Raw genomic sequence first — 21,545 nt, 5'->3', positions numbered from 1 at the left:
TTTTCGGGTTCTGCCGCTCGTGCTGAGCGTCAAAAGCATGGGCGGCAGACGGCCCCGAAGCCTTACGTCTAATAAACGAAAATGCCCGTTCCCTCCCCCCTCAGTTGGGGTGTGGGAACGGGCATTTTTGTGCTTCAGGAGCGTTGAGGGTTAGCGCACGATGGTGGTAATCATCTGCTGCTCACCCAGGTACGCCGCCAGGTCGCGAACCTCCTCTAGGGAGACCGCACGGATCTTCTCCAGCAGCTCGTCGGTGCTGGTGAACAGACCCGAATCCAGTTCGGCGCGGCCCAGGCGGGACATGCGCGAACCCGAGTCTTCGCTACCGAGCACCGTGGAACCAGCCAGCTGGCCGCGGACCTTCGTCAGCTCCTCCTCGGTAATACCGGCGGTGGCGAGCTTATCGAACTCGTAGCCCATGACCTCGCGCACCTGCTCGGTCTTGGCGGGCAGGCAGCCCGCATACATGCCGAAGTAGCCGGCATCCGAGTACGCACCGGAGAACGCGAACGTGCTGTAGGCGAGGCCGCGCTTCTCGCGGATCTCCTGGAACAGGCGCGAGGACATGCCCGCACCGAAGGCACTGGTCAGCACGCTCATCGCGTAGCGGCGGTCATCACCGGCGATAATGCTCGGGCAGCCCATCACAATGTTGGTCTGCTCGAAGCCCTTCTCCACCTCGCGCAGCTCGCTCAGCGGCACAATACCGCTGTCGGTGCGTACGCGACGCGGTGCCGGTGCCACGCCCTCCTGCAGGTTCCAGCCGTAGCGGGTCAGCGCCTCCAGTACGAGGCGGACCATGGTGCTGTGCTCCAGCGAGCCGGCGGCAGAAATGACCAGGCGGTCCGGGGTGTAGTAGCGCTTATAGTGCTCCCACACGGCGTCACGCGGCACCTCGGTAATCTCCTGTGGGGTACCGCCGATGGGGCGGCCCAGCGGGTTCTCGCCCATGAGCTGCTCCACGAAGTTCTCGAAGGCAACGTCGGTCGGGTCGTCCTGATCCATCGCGATCTCTTCAAGAATCACGCCGCGTTCCTGCTCCAGGTGAGCCGGGTCCAGCAGGGCGTTGGTGACCATGTCGGTGATGACGTCCACCGCCATGGGTGCGTCATCGTCGAGCACACGCGCGTAGTAGCAGGTGTGCTCCTTAGCGGTCAGGGCGTTGGATTCGCCGCCTACCGCGTCGAAGGAGGATGCAATGTCCAGGGCGGTGCGGGTGCCGGTGCCCTTGAACAGCAGGTGCTCCAGGAAGTGGGTGGAGCCGAGCATACCGGGGGCCTCGTCGCGGGAGCCGACTCCCACCCAGAAGCCGATGGATACGCCGCGAGTACCGGGCATTTTTTCGGTAATCACGCGCACGCCACCGGGCAGGATGGAGCGGCGCACCTCGTTACCGCCTACACCTTCGTAGATGAGGCGGCCGTGCTCGTAGTTGAGCTCTTCGGCAATCGCCTCAAGCTCGACGGGCAGGGAAATAGACATAGAGAGAAGAACCTTTCAACAGGTACGTCTGAAGGTGAGCTCACCGTCCCACGACCAGTAGACAGTCCGTAGACAGTCCGGCTAATAGGGCGGGTGAGCGTCAGAAGATGCATGCAAGCACAGCGAAGGGGCGCCCGGTGCATCCGGCGGGGAATGAACCGCACCGGGTGCGCCGAACGCCCCTCATCACTTAGCGGGGGTTACGACTACTCGTCGTCGCCACCCTCAACGACCGGTGCCAGCGAGAGCTTGCCGCGGTCATCAATCTTGGTGATCTCCACCTGGACCTTCTGGCCCACGGAGACAACGTCCTCAGCGTCAACAACGCGCTTGCCGCCGTTGAGCTTACGCATCTCAGAGATGTGCAGCAGGCCGTCCTTACCGGGGGTCAGGGAGATGAACGCACCGAAGTCGGTCACCTTCACCACGGTACCCAGGTAGCGTTCGCCAACCTCGGGAACCTGCGGGTTAGCGATAGCGTTCACTGCCGCACGTGCAGCCTCAGCGGAGGGGCCGTCAGCTGCGCCGATGTACACGGTACCGTCGTCCTCAATGGAGATGTCTGCGCCGGTGTCTTCCTGAATCTGGTTGATCATCTTACCCTTGGGGCCGATGACCTCACCGATCTTGGCGACGGGGATCTTCACGGAGATAATGCGCGGTGCGAACTCGCTCATCTCGTCCGGTGCGTCAATCGCGCTGGTGATGACCTCGAGGATGTGCAGGCGAGCCTCACGTGCCTGGGTCAGTGCGCCAGCGAGCACGGATGCGGGGATGCCGTCGAGCTTGGTGTCCAGCTGGATAGCGGTCACGAACTCGGAGGTACCGGCAACCTTGAAGTCCATGTCGCCCAGTGCGTCTTCCGCACCGAGGATGTCGGTCAGGGCTGCGTAGCGGGTCTCGCCGTCAACCTCGTCAGAGACCAGGCCCATTGCGATACCTGCAACGGGTGCGCGCAGGGGCACACCGGCGTTCAGCAGGGACAGGGTCGATGCACAGACCGAACCCATGGAGGTCGAGCCGTTGGAGCCCAGAGCCTCGGAGACCTGACGGATTGCGTAGGGGAACTCTTCGCGGGAGGGCAGCACCGGGGTGATTGCGCGCTCTGCGAGGGCACCGTGACCGATTTCGCGGCGCTTGGGCGAACCCACGCGGCCGGTCTCACCGGTGGAGTACGGCGGGAAGTTGTAGTGGTGGATGTAACGCTTGGACTTGAGCGGGTGCAGGGAGTCCAGCTGCTGCTCCATCTTGAGCATGTTCAGGGTGGTGATACCCATAATCTGGGTCTCGCCACGCTCGAAGAGGGAGGAGCCGTGCACGCGGGGCAGGATTTCAACCTCAGCGGTGAGCTGACGGATGTCGGTCAGGCCGCGGCCGTCGATACGGACCTGCTCGGTGAGGATGCGCTGGCGCACCACGTGCTTGGTCAGGGCAGCGAATGCTACGGAGACCTCGTTGGCGCGCTCTTCGAATTCCTTGCCTTCGCCGGTAAGAGCTTCCATGAGCTCATCCTGCAGCTCAGCGGCTGCTGCTTCGCGCTCCTGCTTGCCAGCGATGGAGTACACCTCTGCCAGGCGGTCTGCTGCGAATGCCTCAACCGCTGCGTCGACGTCCTCGCCGTGGCCGCCGAAGAAGGGCAGTTCCAGGGCGGGCTTGCCTGCGCGAGCTACCAGGTCAGCCTGTGCCTTGCACAGCGCTGCGATGAAGGGCTTAGCTGCTTCCAGACCCTCTGCAACAATCTCTTCGGTGGGGGCGGTCTGGCCGTCTTCCTTGATGAGCTTCCAGGAGTTGTCGGTTGCTTCTGCCTCAACCATCATGATGGCGACGTCTTCGGTACCGTCAGCCTTGGTGACGATACGACCGGCAACAGCCATATCGAACACAGCGTTTTCCAGCTGGGAGTACTTGGGGAAGCAGACCCACTGGCCGTCGATCAGTGCCATGCGCACGCCACCGATGGGGCCGTTGAACGGCGCACCGGACAGGGAGGTCGATGCGGATGCAGCGTTGATTGCGAAGGTGTTGTAGATTTCGTCCGGCTCGTAGGTCAGGACGGTCACAACGACCTGAACCTCGTTGCGGATGCCCTTGGTGAAGGCGGGGCGCAGCGGGCGGTCAATCAGGCGTGCAGCCAGGATTGCCTCGGTGCTGGGGCGGCCTTCGCGGCGGAAGTACGATGCGGGGATCTTGCCGCCTGCGTACATGCGCTCTTCCACATCCACGGTCAGCGGGAAGAAGTCGAAGCCCTCACGGGGAGACTTGCCGATTGCGGTTGCGGAGAGCAGGGTGGTCTCGTCATCGATGGTGACGAGGACGGAGCCAGCAGCCTGCTTTGCGAGGCGGCCGGTTTCAAAGCGCACGTGGCGCTTACCGTGAATGCCGTTGTCGATTTCGACTTCAGCAAACTTGATTTCGGGACCTTCCACGGTTCCTTCTTTCTTCTTGGCAGGCCGTACGGCGCACGAGTCGGCCTTCGATAGGAAACCACGGCACCTCTCCCCCGCCTTTTCGTGTGCTCGACGTGTGTCGGCACGGTTGTGGGAGTGGTGTTGTTCCGTAATTCGCTACCGAGGACCGCGGCGTGTGTGCCGGTACGGCCTTCTGTTCTTTCTTTCAGGTGAGGCGGCGTCTTCTACCGATTTCTCGCTGTGAATCTAGCGTTGGAATCTAGTGCTGGAATCTAGCGAGCGGAAGATGCGCCCCTCAACGCGGCAGTACGGACGCGCTGGCACTACCCGCCTCCGAAATGGAGGGCTGGTAGTGCTGACAGCACGTCCGCACACACCGCCTAAAGGCGATTAATCACCACAAAAGCGTCAAGACGCTCCTGTTTTATCGGCGCAGACCCAGGCGCTCGATCAGCGAACGGTAACGCTCGATGTCGACGCTCTTCAGGTAGCCGAGCATGTTGCGGCGACGACCAACGAGGATCATCAGGCCACGACGGGAGTGGTGATCGTGCTTGTGGAACTTCAGGTGCTCGGTCAGGTCGGCGATACGACGAGACAGAACTGCAATCTGAACCTCGGGCGAACCGGTGTCGCCCTCGTGGGTTGCGTATTCCTTGATGATTGCCTGCTTGACAGCGGGATCCAGTGCCACTTTTTAACTCCTAGAGTTAGTACCGCATACGTCCCGTACGGACGGTTGCCGCCGGGTGGTGGGCTTACGCCCTGTAATACACGTCGTCTACTGCGGACTGCAGACGCGTTCTTCCCATTCTACGCTACCGGGGCGCTTTCGTGGAAGGGTGAGCAGAAGCCCGGCGACAGGTAGCTCATCACACTACCGGTCGCCGGGCTTCACAGCCGGGTTCTCGAACCAGGCTCTACGTTTTCGGTATTTATGCTTCAGCGCGAGCGCGCACCACCACGAGGCGGTAGTAGCCCAGCAGGAACAGGCACCAGATCGCGCCCATGACCAGCGCCAGCTGGGTGTCTGCGAAGCAGCCGAAGAGCACCACGATAAAGATCATGAACGCCAACGCGAGGTAGCTCAGCCACAGGGGCTGGCGTACCGGCTGCGGGTCGGTATCGGCACCGCTGCGCTTGAATGCGATGTGCGCCAGCAGAATCATGACCCACACGAACACGGTCGCGAAGGTAGCAAGGGAGGCAACCACCTCGAAGGCGTTCTCGAAGAGCACATTCACGATCACGCCGACCGCCATGACGAGCACCATGATGAGGGTGGTCATCCAGGGTGCGCCGTTCTTGGTGACCTTCGCGAAGGATGCGGGGGCGAGGTTCTGCTTCGCCAGGCCGTACATCATGCGGCCGGCACCGTACACGTCCGCGTTCAGCGCAGAGATGGCGGCGGTAATAATGACCACGTTCAGAATCGAGGCAGCCGCCGGAATACCCAGACCCTCAAAAATCTGCACGAACGGCGAGTTCGCCTTCGTCACCGAGTACCAGGGGTACAGGGACATGATGACCGACAGGGTCAGAATGTAGAAGATGAGGATGCGGAACGGCACCGTGCGAATCGCCTTGGGGATTGAGGTGCGCGGGGCTTTCGCCTCACCGGCGGCAATACCGATGTTCTCGATACCGCCGAAGGCAAACATCACCACGGTAAAGCAGGCGAGGAAGCCGGTAAATCCGTTCGCGAAGAAGCCACCTTCAAGAGCCCAGAGGTTCGTGACGGAGGGGGCAACCGAATCGTGCGCCTGCACGCCCACGAAGAGCAGGGCGATACCGCCAACAATCATGGCGATAATAGCGCTGACCTTCACCAGCGTGAACCAGAATTCGGTCTCACCAAACGCCTTGACCTTCGCCAGGTTAATGGCGAGCAGAATCAGCAGGACCGAAACAATCCAAATCCAGGAGGGGCTGTTTGGGAACCAGAACTTCATGTACACGGCAAAGGCGGTGACGTCCGCAATGGCGACCAGCGCCATTTCCAGGGCGTAAGTCCAGCCGGTCACGAAGCCCGCCCAGCGTCCAAGGTAGCGGGTCGCGTATTCAGAGAACGCACCGGAAACCGGGTGTGCCAGGGCGAGTTCGCCCATAGCGCGCATCACCATGAACACTGCCGCGCCGCCAATAACGTAGGCAAGCAACACGGAGGGGCCCGCCAGCTGAATGGCGGATGCCGAGCCGTAGAACAGGCCCGTACCAATGGCGGAGCCGAGGGCGATGAACATAATGTGACGCAGGGAGAGTCCACGCGATAGCTGCGGGTTCTCGGAGGCAACCGTCGCTGCTCCCTGCTGTACCGGGGTTGAGTCCGGGGTGGTATTCATCTTCTTCTTTTCCTTTACCTCGTGGGGTGTACCCGCCGGTGGCGGGGAAACTTATCGGGCGGTTCCGCAGTTCAGCAGGTGGCTGAGAGCGGTACCGGTTGATTCACTCCCCATCGAGTGATGGGGCGTTGTGCAGAAGGTGTTGCCTTCCGCGCCTCGCCCCGTGCGTTGCCGCTCAGCCCATGTGGCGGAGCGAAAACGCAAAAGACGGCGGGAAGGCAACGTTGCCTTTCCGCCGTCTTTTCTTCAAAGACTACTTCTGTCGCTTACGTCCAATGACGATAGAGCACAGAGCGGTTACAGCAGTCACGGTGTAGACTGCAGGCCACGCGCCAATCTTCTTGGCGAGCGGATGGGATGCGCCGAAAGCGCCCAGGTAGATTGCGGTCAGGAAGTTAGCGCGACCGGTACCAGCCTTGCGCTTCCAGTTCTTGTGTGCGACGGCACCGCACAGTGCCAGCACAGCGCCGCCGAGGGGGCGAATACCGGTGCTGGATGCGACCTTGTAGCCACCGATCAGGCCGGTGACGGATGCGAGAGTCGGGCAGAACTTCACGACGTACTCCTCTGTAAGAGTGATTAGTTTCTTCAAACATAGTACTCCACGACACACAGAATGTGTATTCACCGCGGTTAATATTTCTGCATTTCTCGCGGTTCAGGGGTATAACCGGGCGCAGAGACCGAGTGCAAAAGACCGGGGCGTGAACCCATCAGGTCCACGCCCCGGCACTTCCTCCGGCATTTCAAACAGCGGGTTCAAATTCGCATCTCACCGCAAACTTGCCGCGTGCTCTAGAGGTTTAGAGAGCCAGCTCCAGCGCCTCCAGCTGCGCCTCGGTCCACAGCTCAGCGGCCAGCTGCAGAGCGTAACGAGCCGAGCGGGGAGCCACAACATCCATCGCCAGGTGGAAGTCCTGGTCAGCCTCCGGGCCGCACAAATCAGACACGCAACGCACACCGATAAACGGAATCTCGTAGTTGTGGCAGACCTGCGCAATAGCGGTGGTCTCCATATCGGTGCTAATCGCACCCTCGAACGCCTCGCGGGTGTCCTTCACGTTGTGTGCGGTCACGAAGGAGTTGCCCGCCAGCATCTGGCCGCGGCGCACCTCCCACGAGCTTTCAGCCTGCTCACGCACCGGCTCCAGCGCGGCGAGCGCATGCTCCAGAGCGTCCTGCCACTCATCCGCCTGGCCATCGTAGCTTTCGGGCATGCCCGGAACCTGGCCACGCGCATAGCCGAAGGCGGTCGCGTCCGCGTCAGTGTAGGTGTAGTTCTCGCCAATCAGCACGTCGCCCACGTTAATGCCGCGAGCCAAACCGCCCGCGGTGCCTGCGCTAATGACGCCCAGGCAGTTCGAGGAGTAGCTAATCGCCTCGGTGACGGCGCTCGCCGCGTTCACCAGACCAATCTTGGAGCGAACCAGCAGCAGCGGAACCTGGTCCTCGCCCACCTGCAGGTAGCGCGGGTGGAACTGTGCGGCGCCCTCGGTGAAGGACGGCTGCAGCTCCTCGGTCACCTTCAGGAAGGGTGCGAGCTCCTCGTCCATAGCCACCTGAATAATGATGGCGTTAGACATGCCGTCCATCAGCTCAAACATGCTGTTAAACGCCTCAGCCGGGTCAAAAGCGTTCGGGTCAAAGTCCACCGGGTTGAAGGCGGATGCGAAAGCGTCAGGAATCTGCGCGCTCATTACGCCATCACCTGCGCCCACTCATCGTGTGCCGCGAGGAACTCGCGAGCCGCAGCCTGCGCACCCTCGAGGGTGTGGTTAGCGCCCCAACCGCACTGCACCTCGTTCGCCGCCGGAACCTCGGTAGCGTTGAGGATATCGTTGAGGGTCGCTTCCAGAATCGGGAAGAACTCCTCGGGCTCCAGGCCCAGGGTCAGCGCGTAGAAACCGGTCTGGCAGCCCATCGGGGAGAAGTCAATCAGGCGATCGGTGTGGTTGCGCATGTGCTCGGCGCTCAAGTGCTCGATGGAGTGCACGGTCGGCATCTCCAGGTGCGCGGTGTTCGGCTGGGTGAAGCGGATATCGTACTTGATGAGGGTGTCGCCACCGGGCAGAACCTTACGGTCCGCGATACGCACGTAGGGTGCCGCCACGGCGCGGTGGTCAAGGTTGAAGGATTCGACGTTCATTTTTTCCATGACTCTATCTTCTCTTAAAACGGAGGCGACTAAAACAGGGGTGCCTTGCGGGCGGGGCAGGAGGAAAAGACGGGCGGGTACGCAAAAGCCCCGACGGCAGATCCGAAAATCTGCCGCCGGGGCTTCAAAGCCGTTAAAGGCAAAAGCTATGAGCGCAGGCTGTTGTTCTTAGAGATGAGGATGCTTCACTTCCGCCTGCACCGGGCACTCCGGCGGGCAATAGTTCTTCGCGTCCTCAGCCAGCACCTCGCGGGTCTGCACCACGTCATCGTTAATCTGCTCAATCAGCGCCTCAACACCGGTGTACGCCACCATCGGACGCAGACGCTTCACGAACTCAATCAGCACGCGCTGACCGTACAGGTTGAAATCCTCCACGCGCTCCTCGGGGCGGTCAATCACGTGCGCCTCAACCTGGCGGTGCTCAATACCGTCAAAGGTCGGGTTCGTACCCACCGAAATAGCGGAGGGGTGACGGTTACCGTGTTCATCCACGAGCCAGCCGGCGTACACACCGTCGGCGGGAATCAGGCCGCGCGCCTCAAGCTCAAGGTTCGCGGTCGGGAAGCCCAACTCACGGCCACGTGCCAGACCGTGCACAACCTCGCCAGCCATCATGTGGTGGCGGCCCAGCAACTCGGTAGCGGCGGGCATATCGCCCTCCAACAGCAGCTGGCGGATGCGGGTCGAGGAGCAGCGGGTGTTCTCATCCACCATCAGATCCTCAACGACCACAACCTCAAAGCCGTACTTCTCCCCCAGCTCACGCATGGTGTTCAGGTCGCCGGAGTTGTTCTTTCCAAAGCGCACGTCGTCACCGATGACCACGAAACGCGCGTTCAGCGCATCCACGAAGGTGGACTTCACGAACTCTTCGGGGGTCTGCGAAGCGAACTCCAGGTTGTAGTTCAGCAGCAGGTAGTCGTTCAGACCCAACAGGCACATGAAGTAGCGGCGCGAGCCCTGACCCATAATGTCGTGGTGGGTCGCCTCGGGACGGTGCACCTGCATCGGGTGCGGGTCAAAAGAGACCGCGATAGAGCTCAAACCGTGCTCTTCAGCAAGGGAGACCACGCGCGAAATCACGCGGGCATGTCCACGGTGCACGCCGTCAAAATTGCCGATGGTCACGACCGAGGGGCCGTAGCCGGCGGGGACCTCGCTCAAAGCGGTGTAGAGGGTCACGGGCTCTCCTGAAAAAGATAAATGTACCTAACCATCCTAGACCACAGGCGGCAGGATGCAGAATTCAAAACGGGAATCAACAGGGAATGGAACGGTGCCCCTCGCAGGCGGTGCTCTCTCCCCTACCTTTGCGGATGCGGCGGGGTATCTGGCACGCAACTGTGCAGCCTCCGCACCTGGAAAATCCATGCGCAGCACCCGCCCAGAAGAAAGCCCGGGCAGGCACCCCACCGTGCGGCAGGAACCTTCCCGGGCGTTACGACTACTTACGAGCCTGGTTACGAGAAGCCTTCAGCATCTCCTCGCGAATCTTATTGGACTTGTTAATCCAGCCGTACCACACCAGCAGGCACGGAGGAATCACAAGCTCAGTCACCATCAGCACAATCAGCGACCAGTGCGGGGTGCCGAAGAACGCCCACGACAGGATACGACCCACGCCGCCCAGAAAAACCACCAGGCAGGAGAACACGAGCATGTTCACCCACTTGAACTTCAGGGCAATGAACACGAAGGACAGGCCCACACCCACATAGGCTGCCGCGAAGAACACGTAGTTCGACTGCACCGAGGCGTTCGCAAAGTCCTGAGGCGCATCCGGAATGACGCGGACACCGCCCAAAACCTGCCACACACCGTACGCAATCATGAACAGACCGTACAGCGCCACCGCCGCACGGAACGCCGCACGGTTCTGAGGCTTAGCCGCCTCCTCAAGGCTCTTGGGGCGGGCAAACGCCTCGCGGGTTGCCTTCTTCTCAGCCTTCTTATCGGCCTTCTGCGACGCCTTATCGCCGGACGCCGGTGCGGCTACGCGAACACCCTCGGGTGCCTTCGCCGCAGAAATAGGCTCAGCGTTCTTAGCACCGGCAGCCTTCGCGGCACCGCTCTGAGTAGCAGCCCCGGTTACGGTAGCTTCAGCCTGTGCAGACTCCACGCGGGGTACCGGCGCGGTACGAGGCTCACTCGCCTTCTTAGCAGAGCTCTGGTTCTCGCTCATCTTCTCTCCTTCAGCAGGGCCGGGCGGCACCCGCACGAGTAGTCATGTGTGTTCAGGGGTTGTTTACGTTAGCGTGTTGAATGAATAGGGGGCGCACATTCGGTAGGGCGCATATTCAATAGGCACTGGATCAATCAGGCTTGAGGAATCAGGCTTGAAGGAATCAGGTGTGGGCAGGCGCAAACGCCGAACCCTCTTCGCCCATCATAAGCCCTCAACGCCTAGTTGAAGGAACGATTCGCCTCAAAAACCAGCACCGGGGCGGCCTGCACCTTCCCGCGCTGCTTCTTATTCTCCAGAAGGGCAACCAGGGTACCGTCCGGGGCGAAGCCCGCCACAATACCCTCAACGCTGGCATGCTGCACCGCGCCGGACTCATCCGCGCTCGCGTGCACGGAACGCTTCACCACGGAACCGTCACCGCTGGGGCTAATACGACGACCGTAAGAAATGTCGCTCGCCTCCGCGGCAGAGAGCTCACGCGCACCAAAGATGCGGCGTGCCGCCTCCTCCAGGGGAAGCAGCGGCAAATCTTCCAGCGGTGCCTCCGACTCTTCACGGCGCTGCTTCAACTGCGCCAAATCGGCGGCATCCTCAAGCACCACCGCGCCCACACGGGTACGGCGAAGAGCCGTCAGGTGGCCACCGGTGCCCAGAATCTTGCCCAAATCACGCGCCAGGGCACGAATATAGGTGCCCGAAGAGCACGAAACCGTCACCTTGCAGTCAATCACGGGAACCGAGGTTGCCGCGTGTTCGCCCTCATTCTCGGGGTCCTCAATCACGTACTCGGCAAAACCAGGGTTGATGGAATGTACCGTGAACTCGCTAATCGTCACCGGACGCGCCGCCAACTCAACCTGCTCACCGCTACGCACACGCGCATACGAACGAACACCGTTGATCTTAATAGCGGACACCGCAGAAGGAACCTGCAGAATATCGCCGCTCAGCTGCGCCACAGCCTCCAGGATGCGCGAGTGCATCTGCTCAGCGTCCAGACCGGTCAGCGCCTCGACGGCATCAGGATGCGCGGCGGTGTGCTCGCCCTCGGCATCCTCAGTCAGCGTCTCAATGCCCAGGCGAATCGTCGCGTCATAGGTTTTATCCTGACCGACCAGGTAGGTCAGCAGCTTCGTCGCCTTATTGATGCCCAAAATCAGCACACCGGTCGCGGCGGGATCCAGCGTACCGGCGTGACCAACCCGCCGGGTGCCAGCAATACGACGCATCTGAGAGACCGCATCGTGGCTGCTCATCCCGGCGGGCTTATCAATGACCATCAGGCCGGACGGGCCCTGAGGTTGTTTCTTCGCCACTTAGGCGTCCTCACCCTCGGCAGGCTCATCCTTCTTGTAGGGGTCAGCCTCACCAGCGTACTCGGCACCCTCGGCTGCAGCAGCCAGGGCGGCGTCGCGCTCGCGAGTCTCACGCAGAAGCGCCTCAATGTGGAAGGCGTTCTCGGGAACCTCGTCAGCGACGAAAGTCAGGGTGGGGGTCAGGCGGGCAGTGATGTTCTTACCAACCTCGGCGCGCAGAATGCCCTTAGCGGATTCCAGCGCCTTCTTGGTGTTTGCGGCGTCCTCTTCGGAGCCGAACACGGTGTAGTACAGGGTTGCGTGCTGCAGGTCGTTGGTCACGCGGGCATCGGTAATGGTCACAAAACCGAGGCGGGGATCCTTAACACGACGCTCCAGCGCCTTCGCCACAATTACCTTGATGCGGTCGGCAAGTCGTGCCGCGCGGGCTGCATCAGCCATGTGTTTCTCCTTGAAATCTCGTGGTACTTCCGCGAACACTCGGGGTGTTACGGAGGCGTTCCAGGTAATGCGGAAGCGCCCGCCCCGCCAGCGTCCGCCCCGCAGGCTCCAGATTTAGAAGCCTGCGGGTGCGGGAACACTAGCGAGTGACGGGCGCATCAGCGTGTGAGTCTTAGACACGCGGCTTTTCGCGCATCTCCCAAGTCTCGATAATGTCGCCTTCCTTGATGTCGTTGAAGGAGCCGAGGCCAATACCACACTCGAAACCTTCGCGAACCTCGGTAGCGTCGTCCTTGAAACGACGCAGCGACTCGATGGTGAGGTTGTCTGCCACCACGGAACCGTCGCGCACCAGGCGTGCCTTGGCGTTGCGCTTGATGATGCCGTTCTTGACAATCGAACCTGCGATGTTGCCCCACTTGGAGGAGCGGAAGACCTCGCGGATCTCTGCGGAGCCGAGCTCCACTTCCTCGTACTCGGGCTTGAGCATACCCTTGACGGCCTGCTCAATTTCCTCAATCGCACGGTAGATGACCGAGTAGAACTTCATCTCGACACCTTCGCGGTCGGCAAGTTCTGCAACGCGCTCTGCCGGGCGGACGTTGAAGCCGATGATGACCGCGTTGTCCACGGTAGCCAGGTTCACGTCGTTCTGGGTAATAGCACCCACACCGCGGTGGATGACGCGCAGCTGAACCTCGTCGCCACCGACGTCGATCTTCATCAGGGACTCTTCCAGCGCTTCGACAGCACCGGAGACGTCACCCTTAATGATCAGGTTCAGGGTGTCCATCTTGCCCTCAGCCACAGCGGCATCGAAGGACTCGAGGGTCACGCGCTTACGACGCTTAGCCAGCTGAGCGTTACGATCAGCAGCCTCACGCTTCTCAGCGATCTGACGAGCGGTACGCTCTTCCTCGGTGGAGAGGAAGGTGTCGCCTGCACGAGGAACGGTGGACAGACCCAGCACCTGAACGGGGCGGGACGGGCCAGCTTCCTTCACAGCCTGACCGTTCTCATCGAACATTGCACGAACGCGACCGTGAGCAACACCGGCAACGATAGCGTCACCGACGCGCAGGGTACCGGACTGAACCAGGACGGTGGAAACCGCACCGCGGCCCTTGTCCAGGTTTGCTTCAATAGCAACGCCGCGTGCTTCCTTGTTCGGGTTAGCGGTCAGTTCGAGCACGTCAGCGGTCAGGGTGACAGCCTCAAGCAGCTCGTCGATGTTGGTGCCGTTGCGAGCGGAGACGTCCACGAACATGGTGTCGCCACCGTACTCTTCGGGGATCAGACCGTACTCGGTGAGCTGGCCACGGATCTTGTCCGGGGACGCGCCTTCCTTATCGATCTTGTTCACAGCAACCACAATCGGCACGTTAGCTGCCTGTGCGTGGTTCAGTGCCTCAACGGTCTGGGGCATAACGCCGTCATCCGCTGCGACCACGAGGATTGCCACGTCGGTGACCTTCGCACCACGGGCACGCATAGCGGTGAACGCCTCGTGACCGGGGGTATCGATGAAGGTAATCGCGCGGTCTTCACCCTCAACGGTGGTGTGGACCTGGTATGCACCAATGTGCTGGGTAATGCCGCCGGCCTCACCATCAATGACGTTGGTGTTACGGATAGCGTCCAGCAGGCGGGTCTTACCGTGGTCAACGTGACCCATGACGGTAACGACCGGGGGACGAACCTCCAGAACGTCCTCGCCCTCAGCTTCTGCTTCGGCTTCGAGGTCGATGTCGAAGGATTCGAGCAGCTCGCGCTCCTCATCCTCCGGGGAAACAATCTTGATCGAGTAACCCAGTTCGGCACCCAGCAGCTCGAAGGTCTCCTCGTCCAGGGACTGAGTCTGGGTAGCCATCTCACCCAGGTGGAAGAGAACCGTAATCAGCGATGCCGGGTTTGCGCCAATCTTCTCAGCGAAGTCCATGATGGACGCGCCACGGCGCAGACGAATCTCGGTCGAGCCGTCGCCGCGAGGAACAACCACGCCACCGGGTGCCGGTGCGTTCAGCTGCTCCTGCTCATGGCGGCGAGCTGCCTTGGACTTGCGGCCCTTACGCTTGGAACCGCCGCGACCGAATGCACCCTGTGCGTTGCCGCGACCGCCGGGGCCGGGACGACCCGGACCGCGGTTGAAGCCGCCGCCGGAACCGCCGCCGCGACGTGCGCCGCCGCCACCGTTACCGCCGCCGTTGTTGGAACCGGACGCGCCGCCACCAACGTTGGAAACCTTGGGCATCATCGAGGGGTTCGGGCGTGCGCCGCCGCCACCAGCCGGACGGGGTGCACCGGGACGTGCGCCAGCTGCCGGGCGGGGACCACCGTTGCCACCGGGACGTGCGCCAGCTGCCGGACGGGGTGCACCGGGGCGGGGACCGCCGTTACCGCCGGGGCGTGCGCCACCGTTGCCACCGGGACGACCGTTACGTGCCGGACGGGGACCGCCGGAACGCTGGGAGTCGCCGCCGCCACGCTTCATACCCTGCTGGGATGCGAAGGGGTTGTTACCGGGGCGAGGACCGGGCTTGGGGCCGGGCTTCGGAGCGGCAGGCTTGGGAGCTGCCGGCTTCGGTGCAGCCTCGGGGCGTGCCATGCCCTGCTGGGATGCGAAGGGGTTGTTACCCGGGCGGGGGCCGCCGGGCTTGGGTGCTGCTGCCGGCTTTGCGGCGGGCTTAGCTGCTGCAGGCTTGGGAGCTGCGCTCTCAGCTGCGACAGGCTTAGCTGCAGGCTTAGGTGCCGGCTTAGCGGCAGGCTTTGCCGCTGCGGGCTTGGGGGCTGCCGCAGGCTTAGCGGCGGGCTTTGCTGCTGCGGGCTTGGGTGCCGGCTTAGCGGCAGGCTTAGCTGCCGACTCCGCGGGTGCTGCCTTTGCGGCAGGCTTAGCGGCTGCGGCGGGGAATTCCGCGCGCAGCTTCTTCAGAACCATGGGGTTCAGGGTGGAAGAGGAGCTCTTAACGAACTCGCCCATATCCTTAAGCTTGGCAATAACTTCCTTGGAAGGTACGCCTACTTCTTTAGCAAACTCGTGTACTCGAGGCTGAGCCAAATTTTCTCCATTCCCGGTCCGCACCGGGAATGGTGCGGACACTAATGTTTACGGGGTGCACGCCCGAAGGCGCGCCAATTCGTGAAATTGCCGGTGGGTGAGCACGAAAGGGTACTCATTTCGCGGCACTCATTAGATATCCATCAGTTTTCTGACTCGCTTTCAGATAAGAAGTCGTCAAACTCGTTGACTTACAGAGGGCATATACCCGAAAAGCGTCTACGAGGGGGTCGAGTCCGCAATAACGGCTCGAATCTGCTCACAGCACGCCTGCAGCTGGGCTGCAGGGACCGCTTTTTTGAAGGCGCGCGCCAGACCGTTCTTTTTCTGCAGAGCGGCTACGCACTTTTCGCTCGGATGGATCCAAGCGCCTCGTCCGGGCATAGTTCCCGCCGTATCGGGCTGATAGGGCGGGGTGTCCGCCTGCTCGGTAGCAGACGTGACGGGTGTGCGGGCGATGCGCAGCAGGTTGCGCTGTTCATCGCGGGCACGGCATCCGATGCAGGTGCGGACCGGTCCTTCAAACGCTTCGGAGGTTGCGGTGAGGTCGTGATTGCTCATGGTCCTCTCCCCTCTCTAGCGTGTGTAGAACCGCGTTCGCAGTACATTCGTGATGCTCTATCCGGTGCGCGTGAGGGCACGATAAAGCGCCCGGTTACGCACCGGCACATCTTAATAGTGTATCCCGTTTTTAAGAATCATGGGCAAAACTGTGACGCAGGCGCAAGAACACCGGGCACGTTGCTGCCCGATCTCTTGCGCCTGCATCAAAAGGATATGCCGCGGGATACGCCCCTCACCGGGGCTAATGCTTATTCAGCGTCCTGTGCGGACTCTTCTGCTGCTTCTTCAATTGCCTTCTCAGCGGAAGCTTCTTCAGCCAGGCTACGAGCCACGCGAGCTGCAACCTCTTCCTCGGCACGAACCTGAGCGTACTTGGACTCGGAGAGAATATCGATACGCCAGCCGGTCAGCTTCGCTGCCAGACGCGCATTCTGACCCTCACGGCCGATAGCCAGGGACAGCTGGTCATCCGGAACCACGGCACGAGCGGAATACTCACGCGGGTTCGCGATAATGACCTCGGTGACCTTCGCCGGGGACAGTGCCGCAGCGATGAAGGTTGCCGGATCGGTCGAGTAGTCGACAATGTCAATCTTCTCGTCGTTCAGCTCGGCAGCAACCGCACGCACGCGGGCACCCATATCGCCGATGCACGCACCCTTAGCGTTAATGGTCGGGTTCTTCGCGGACACAGCAATCTTGGAGCGGTGACCAGCTTCACGTGCGATGGAGTTAATGGAAACCAGGCCCTCAGAGATTTCGGGAACCTCGTGCTCGAACAGGCGCAGAACCAGGTTCGGGTGCGAACGAGAAACCACAATCGAGGGGCCCTTGGGGCCGCGGCGAGCCTCAACCAGGTAGGCGCGCAGGCGGGAGCCGTGCGGGTACTTCTCGCCCGGAACCTGCTCATTGCTGGGCAGAACAGCTTCAACGGTGCCCAGGTCAACCTGAACCATACGCGGGTTGTTGCCCTGCTGAATCACGCCGGACACCAGGGTGCCCTCACGGTCCTTGAACTCGCCCAGAACGGATGCGTCCTCAGCGTCACGCAGACGCTGCGAGAGCACCTGGCGGACGGTTGCGGCAGCGATACGGCCAAAGTTGTTCGGGGTATCGTCGAACTCGTCAATCTTCTGGTTATCTTCATCAAGCTCGGGAGCCAGAATGACGAACTCGCCGGTAGTACGGTCGATGACGGCACGAGAGCCCTTAATAGCGCCGGGCTGCTTCATGTACGCGAGCAGCAGGGCGTTCTCAACCAGGGTGAAGAGCTCCTCCATGACGAGAGAGCGCTGCTTCGCCAATGCGCGCAGTGCGCCCAGGTCAATAGTTTTAATATCCTCCACGCTTTTCAGCCTTTCCCAGTTAGCACGGCGCCGGGACGCTTAGTGCGCCCCGGCTCCCGAACGGTATATACCTGGCACGGAGCACCCCGTGCCTGAAGCTTTAATAACTCTATTCTACCGGCTCAGCAGGCGAATTGAAGTCAATCTCGACGTGAGCAGAAGCAATATTTTCCCACGGAAGCAATGACGGCTCGTGGTACGACTCCTTCTGACCCTTCTTCGTATTCTTCTTACGAGCCAGCACCGGACCCTCGTCCTGCACCTCGTGCAGACGCGCCAGGTACTCGGTGCCATCGGGTGCGGTGACCGCAATCAGGCGGGTGCGGGCACGCTCCCAGTGGCGGCGCTCAGTCAGGGCGCGGGTAGCACCGGGCGAGGACACCTCCAGCTCGTAGGGGAAGAACTCGTCGTTTTCATCCGCACGGTCCAGGGCGCTCGAAATCGCACCGGAAATCTCCGCGAGGGAATCCAGCGACAGCGAATCGGTACGCTCAGCGGTGTAGTCCACCGTAATCTTCACGGTACGGTTCGCCGCCGGGCCCGAAATCTTCAGGCCCTCCAGCACCAGCGAGAACTCGGAGATAACCGGGGCAATCGCCTCGGCAACCTCTTCCTCACGGATCGCGCGGGTACCCACGCGCACCGGTGCCTCCACCACGGGCTCGCTATCAGCGCGAGTGCGGGGAGCGTTCACACCATTCGCCACGCGGGATGCGGCACGGCGAGCGCGCGCATTCGGGGCGCTCTTCTTAGAGCCAGAACGCTTCGGCTTATATGCCATAGTTCTCTTCTTTCATTCTTCCGCCGCTACCCTGCCCCACCTCCGGGGAGGCGGGGCAGGTGGCGACGGTTTTACGTCTTAGCGGGCTAGTGGCGTGCCTTAGGCGCGCGCACCTCAGCGATGACCTCAGCCACCGCGTTCTCGACGGACACCTCGCGAGCCTCACCGCTGCGGCGGTCCTTCAGCTCCAGCACGCCGTCCTTGAAGCCGCGACCAATCACCAGGATGGTGGGCACGCCCAGCAGCTCGGCGTCGCCGAACTTCACGCCGGGGCTGGTCTTCGGGCGGTCGTCCAGCATGACCTGCAGGCCGGCGGATTCCAGAGATGCGCTGAGCTTTTCAGCGTACTCGTGGGATGCTGCGTCCTTGCCGGTAACGACGATGTGCACGTCTGCCGGTGCCAGGTTGCGCGGCCAGATCAGGCCCTTCTCGTCGTGGTTACCCTCGGCGATAGCAGCCAGTGCGCGGGTCACGCCCACGCCGTAGGAGCCCATGGTCACGGTCTGCAGCTTGCCGTTCTGGTCCAGAACCTTCAGACCCAGTGCCTCAGCGTACTTGCGGCCCAGGGCGAAGATGTGGCCCATCTCGATACCGCGGGCTGCCACCAGCTCACCGGAGCCGTCCGGTGCCGGGTCGCCTTCACGCACCTCGCACGCCTCAATGACGCCGTCGGCGGTGAAGTCGCGGCCGAAGACCAGGTTCGCCACGTGCTTGCCCTCTTCGTTTGCGCCGGTCACCCAGCGGGTACCGCGCACCACGCGGGGGTCAACGAAGAAGGGAATACCGGTTGCGGAAGCTACCGCATCCTCGTCCTCGGTGTGCGCACCGAACAGGGGCGCGTCCAGGCTCAGGCCGGGGCCAATGTAGCCCTTGACCAGCTGCGGGTATGCCTTCAGGTCCTCTTCGCTGGCTGCCTCAACCTCAACCTCGCCGCCGATGCCCAGCAGGGCACCGATGTTGACCTCAACGCGCCCCAGGTCCACGGCACGGTCGCCGGGAACGCCCACGGCGAAGACCTTCCGCTCGCCGGAGGGGGTGATGACGGTGCCCAGGAAGCACTTGAGGGTCTGCGAAGCTTCCAGGGTGCCGCCGGTAACCTCGGAGTGCAGTTCGTTCATGCGCTCCACCAGGGTCTCAATGGTGGCGGAGTCGGGGGTGTCCACAACGAGTGCCGCCGGGGTGTCCTCGGTGATTTCGATTTCCTCGGGAACCACGGTGGTGACGGCCTCAACGTTTGCCGCGTAGCCACCCGCGGAACGCACGAAGGTGTCCTCACCGATGGGGGTCGGGTGCAGGAACTCTTCACTGCGGGAGCCGCCCATTGCACCGGACTGTGCGGTCACAATGACAATCTCCAGGCCCAGGCGCTCAAAGATGCGCTGGTAGGCGGCACGGTGCGCCATGTATGCCTCGTTCAGGCCCTCATCGTCAATGTTGAAGGAGTAGGAGTCCTTCATGACGAACTCGCGGCCGCGCAGCAGACCCGCGCGGGGGCGCGCCTCATCGCGGTACTTGGTCTGAATCTGGTACAGGTAAACCGGAAGGTCCTTGTAGGAGGAGTACAGGTCCTTGACCAGCAGGGTGAACATTTCCTCGTGGGTGGGTGCCAGCAGCATGTCGGCACCCTTGCGGTCCTTGAGGCGGAAGAGGTTATCGCCGTACTCGTCCCAGCGGTTGGTTGCCTCGTAGGGCTCGCGGGGCAGCAGTGCGGGGAAGTGAACTTCCTGCGCGCCGATAGCGTCCATCTCTTCACGGATGATGTTCTCGACCTTGCGCAGTACCTTCAGGCCCAGGGGCAGCCAGGTGTACACGCCGGGGGCTGCGCGGCGGATGTAACCGGCGCGGACCAGCAGCTTGTGGCTGGCGACCTCGGCATCTACGGGGTCCTCGCGCAGAGTGCGCACGAAGAGGTTGGAAAGGCGAAGTACCACGATTCTCCTTGAAAGGTCGATAGGTTTAGCTAGGGTGCCCGTAGCTCACCGGGTGAGCCGCAAATAGGCACAGTCGTCTTTAATTTTATAGCGTTTTAGGGTTCGGCGTGTTTAGCGCTCGAAAATGATGGTCGAGAACTGCCCAATCTGCTCCCAACCGGTCCCCCGGTACATCGCGAGCGCGCGAGCGTTGTAGTCGTTCACGTACAGGCTCAGATGCGGGTAGTGGCGCTGCAGAAGCTGCGCGGCGGCGGCGAAGAACGGTTTAGCCAGCCCGTAGCCGCGGTAGTCCGGGTGCAGCCACACGCCCTGCACCTGTGCGGCGTCCAGGTTCACGATGCCCGCATCCGCCTTGAAGATAACGCGACCGTTCACGTCGGTGACAATGGCGCTGCGCTGACCTGCGATGAGCGTGCGCAGGCGCGCCGCGTAGCCGTCACCGTAGCGAGCAATCGGGTCGAAGCCGACCTCCTCGGTGAACATGGCGGCTGCGGCGGGTAGCAGCTCCCTCAGGTCGGCAGAGGTAGCGAGGCGCGCATACCCGGCAGGCTCACCGATGAGTTGAAAAGCTCCGGTGGGGGCTTCGGCAGGTTTGAGGGGTGCGGGCAGGTGCTCCGGCAGCTCGGGAAGCTCCACGTCATAGAAACGGGCAAGGCCCTTCTCCGGCGGCAGGTACAGTAGCGGCTGCACGGGCCGCTCCGAAAGAACCCGCGCACGATGATCGCACCCATCCCGCAGGCTCGGCTGTAGCATCTGCAACAGCGGAACCGACCCCTTACCGCCCTGAGTCTGCTCGCACAGCTCCTGCATGCGCGTCCACAGGGGCATCACGAAGGCGCTCTCACCGAACATGGAATCCAGGCGAGAACCCACCTGCAGTAGCAACTGAGCCAGGGCGTCACGATGCGCGAGCGCCGTAGCATCCAGGGTGGTCGCGTCCAGGGCGGAAGCATCCAGCGTTTCACCGTCGTGAGAATCCGCATCGTGTTCAGTATGTTCAGCTGCGACATGTTCAACGGCGGCACCGCACAGGCGCACCGGTACCACATTCGAACCCAGCAACAGCACACAGCACAGCTGACCGTCACGCTCACACCCCACGAAACCCTGATAGTAGTGCAGCGGAATACGCGGCGCCTTCGCCGGAAGAGGGCACGCCAAATAATGCTCAATGGGGTACAGGTTCGGGACCGGGTCGCTGAACAGGACGTCCTCCAGCTCATCGCACCACCGAGCATCCAGGGCAAAAACGTGTTCCTTCACGCGATCAGGCATAGGGGAAGAATCCATCGACGAAACAGCAACAGACGAAACAGCAACACGCCGGGCACGATGAGCCTTACGGCGGCGAGAAAAAAGAGTGAACATGACCTGGTGAGTGATAGAGAATGAGCGGCAAAAAAATAAGTGAAACCACGGGGACACGCACCCCCGAAAAAGCGACCGGATCCTGCGGCCACAACCAGCAGCGGCAAGCACCAAGCCTGCCACCACCATAACCGGACATAACCGGAAAAGCGCGGAGGCGCCCTCACC

Annotated in this window: 17 protein-coding genes; all 17 read right to left on the bottom strand. The window is 62.0% G+C overall.

What is annotated here, in order from left to right:
* Nucleotides 1-150: 150 nt before the first annotated feature.
* The 17 genes from QZ540_RS00530 to QZ540_RS00450 all read right to left on the bottom strand — a co-directional run bounded on the left by QZ540_RS00530 (nucleotide 151) and on the right by QZ540_RS00450 (nucleotide 21,377).
* Complete coding sequence (locus tag QZ540_RS00530; protein ID WP_070678502.1) at nucleotides 151-1,482, bottom strand: pitrilysin family protein; 1,332 nt, start codon at nucleotides 1,480-1,482, stop codon at nucleotides 151-153.
* Between the two features lie 206 nt (nucleotides 1,483-1,688).
* Nucleotides 1,689-3,908 carry a polyribonucleotide nucleotidyltransferase gene (locus QZ540_RS00525; protein WP_294626893.1) on the bottom strand — a complete coding sequence of 740 codons (2,220 nt, stop codon included), beginning with the start codon at nucleotides 3,906-3,908 and terminating at the stop codon, nucleotides 1,689-1,691.
* A gap of 406 nt (nucleotides 3,909-4,314) precedes the next feature.
* Entirely contained in the window at nucleotides 4,315-4,584 is a 270-nt protein-coding gene (gene rpsO, locus QZ540_RS00520; protein WP_005507098.1) for a 30S ribosomal protein S15, read from the bottom strand.
* A 241-nt stretch (nucleotides 4,585-4,825) separates the two neighbouring features.
* Nucleotides 4,826-6,232 (bottom strand): amino acid permease, encoded by a 1,407-nt coding sequence (locus QZ540_RS00515; protein ID WP_294626891.1) that lies wholly within the window; start codon nucleotides 6,230-6,232, stop codon nucleotides 4,826-4,828.
* 253 nt (nucleotides 6,233-6,485) lie between these two features.
* Nucleotides 6,486-6,824, bottom strand: coding sequence for a hypothetical protein (locus QZ540_RS00510; RefSeq protein WP_294626889.1), 339 nt, complete (start codon nucleotides 6,822-6,824; stop codon nucleotides 6,486-6,488).
* Between the two features lie 211 nt (nucleotides 6,825-7,035).
* Nucleotides 7,036-7,929: a 5'-methylthioadenosine/S-adenosylhomocysteine nucleosidase gene (mtnN, locus tag QZ540_RS00505; protein ID WP_294626887.1), complete on the bottom strand. Its 894-nt coding sequence runs from the start codon at nucleotides 7,927-7,929 to the stop codon at nucleotides 7,036-7,038.
* Entirely contained in the window at nucleotides 7,929-8,387 is a 459-nt protein-coding gene (locus QZ540_RS00500) for an S-ribosylhomocysteine lyase (RefSeq protein ID WP_294626885.1), read from the bottom strand. The genes mtnN and QZ540_RS00500 overlap by 1 nt, the downstream gene beginning before the upstream one ends.
* A 168-nt stretch (nucleotides 8,388-8,555) precedes the next feature.
* Nucleotides 8,556-9,572 carry a bifunctional riboflavin kinase/FAD synthetase gene (locus tag QZ540_RS00495; RefSeq protein WP_294626883.1) on the bottom strand — a complete coding sequence of 339 codons (1,017 nt, stop codon included), beginning with the start codon at nucleotides 9,570-9,572 and terminating at the stop codon, nucleotides 8,556-8,558.
* A 262-nt stretch (nucleotides 9,573-9,834) separates the two neighbouring features.
* Complete coding sequence (locus QZ540_RS00490; protein ID WP_049338490.1) at nucleotides 9,835-10,572, bottom strand: DUF4345 domain-containing protein; 738 nt, start codon at nucleotides 10,570-10,572, stop codon at nucleotides 9,835-9,837.
* A gap of 221 nt (nucleotides 10,573-10,793) precedes the next feature.
* Nucleotides 10,794-11,891, bottom strand: coding sequence for a tRNA pseudouridine(55) synthase TruB (gene truB, locus QZ540_RS00485; protein WP_070594118.1), 1,098 nt, complete (start codon nucleotides 11,889-11,891; stop codon nucleotides 10,794-10,796).
* A complete protein-coding gene (gene rbfA, locus QZ540_RS00480) occupies nucleotides 11,892-12,332 on the bottom strand; it encodes a 30S ribosome-binding factor RbfA (RefSeq protein WP_005507090.1) in 441 nt (146 codons plus the stop codon).
* Nucleotides 12,333-12,504: 172 nt separating this feature from the next.
* Complete coding sequence (gene infB, locus QZ540_RS00475) at nucleotides 12,505-15,387, bottom strand: translation initiation factor IF-2 (RefSeq protein ID WP_294626881.1); 2,883 nt, start codon at nucleotides 15,385-15,387, stop codon at nucleotides 12,505-12,507.
* Between the two features lie 219 nt (nucleotides 15,388-15,606).
* The gene (locus tag QZ540_RS00470) at nucleotides 15,607-15,948 is read right to left on the bottom strand and encodes a YlxR family protein (RefSeq protein WP_049341695.1); all 342 of its coding nucleotides are present in this window, start codon (nucleotides 15,946-15,948) and stop codon (nucleotides 15,607-15,609) included.
* Between the two features lie 251 nt (nucleotides 15,949-16,199).
* The gene (gene nusA / locus QZ540_RS00465; RefSeq protein ID WP_294626879.1) at nucleotides 16,200-17,297 is read right to left on the bottom strand and encodes a transcription termination factor NusA; all 1,098 of its coding nucleotides are present in this window, start codon (nucleotides 17,295-17,297) and stop codon (nucleotides 16,200-16,202) included.
* Between the two features lie 109 nt (nucleotides 17,298-17,406).
* Entirely contained in the window at nucleotides 17,407-18,078 is a 672-nt protein-coding gene (locus QZ540_RS00460; RefSeq protein ID WP_049356023.1) for a ribosome maturation factor RimP, read from the bottom strand.
* 86 nt (nucleotides 18,079-18,164) lie between these two features.
* Nucleotides 18,165-20,009, bottom strand: coding sequence for a proline--tRNA ligase (locus QZ540_RS00455; protein ID WP_294458646.1), 1,845 nt, complete (start codon nucleotides 20,007-20,009; stop codon nucleotides 18,165-18,167).
* Between the two features lie 111 nt (nucleotides 20,010-20,120).
* A complete protein-coding gene (locus QZ540_RS00450; RefSeq protein WP_294626877.1) occupies nucleotides 20,121-21,377 on the bottom strand; it encodes a GNAT family N-acetyltransferase in 1,257 nt (418 codons plus the stop codon).
* Nucleotides 21,378-21,545: the final 168 nt, after the last annotated feature.

It is taken from the genome of uncultured Rothia sp., from assembly GCF_916049665.1.
Lineage (GTDB): Bacteria > Actinomycetota > Actinomycetes > Actinomycetales > Micrococcaceae > Rothia.
This window is presented reverse-complemented; position numbering and strand designations above follow the sequence as displayed.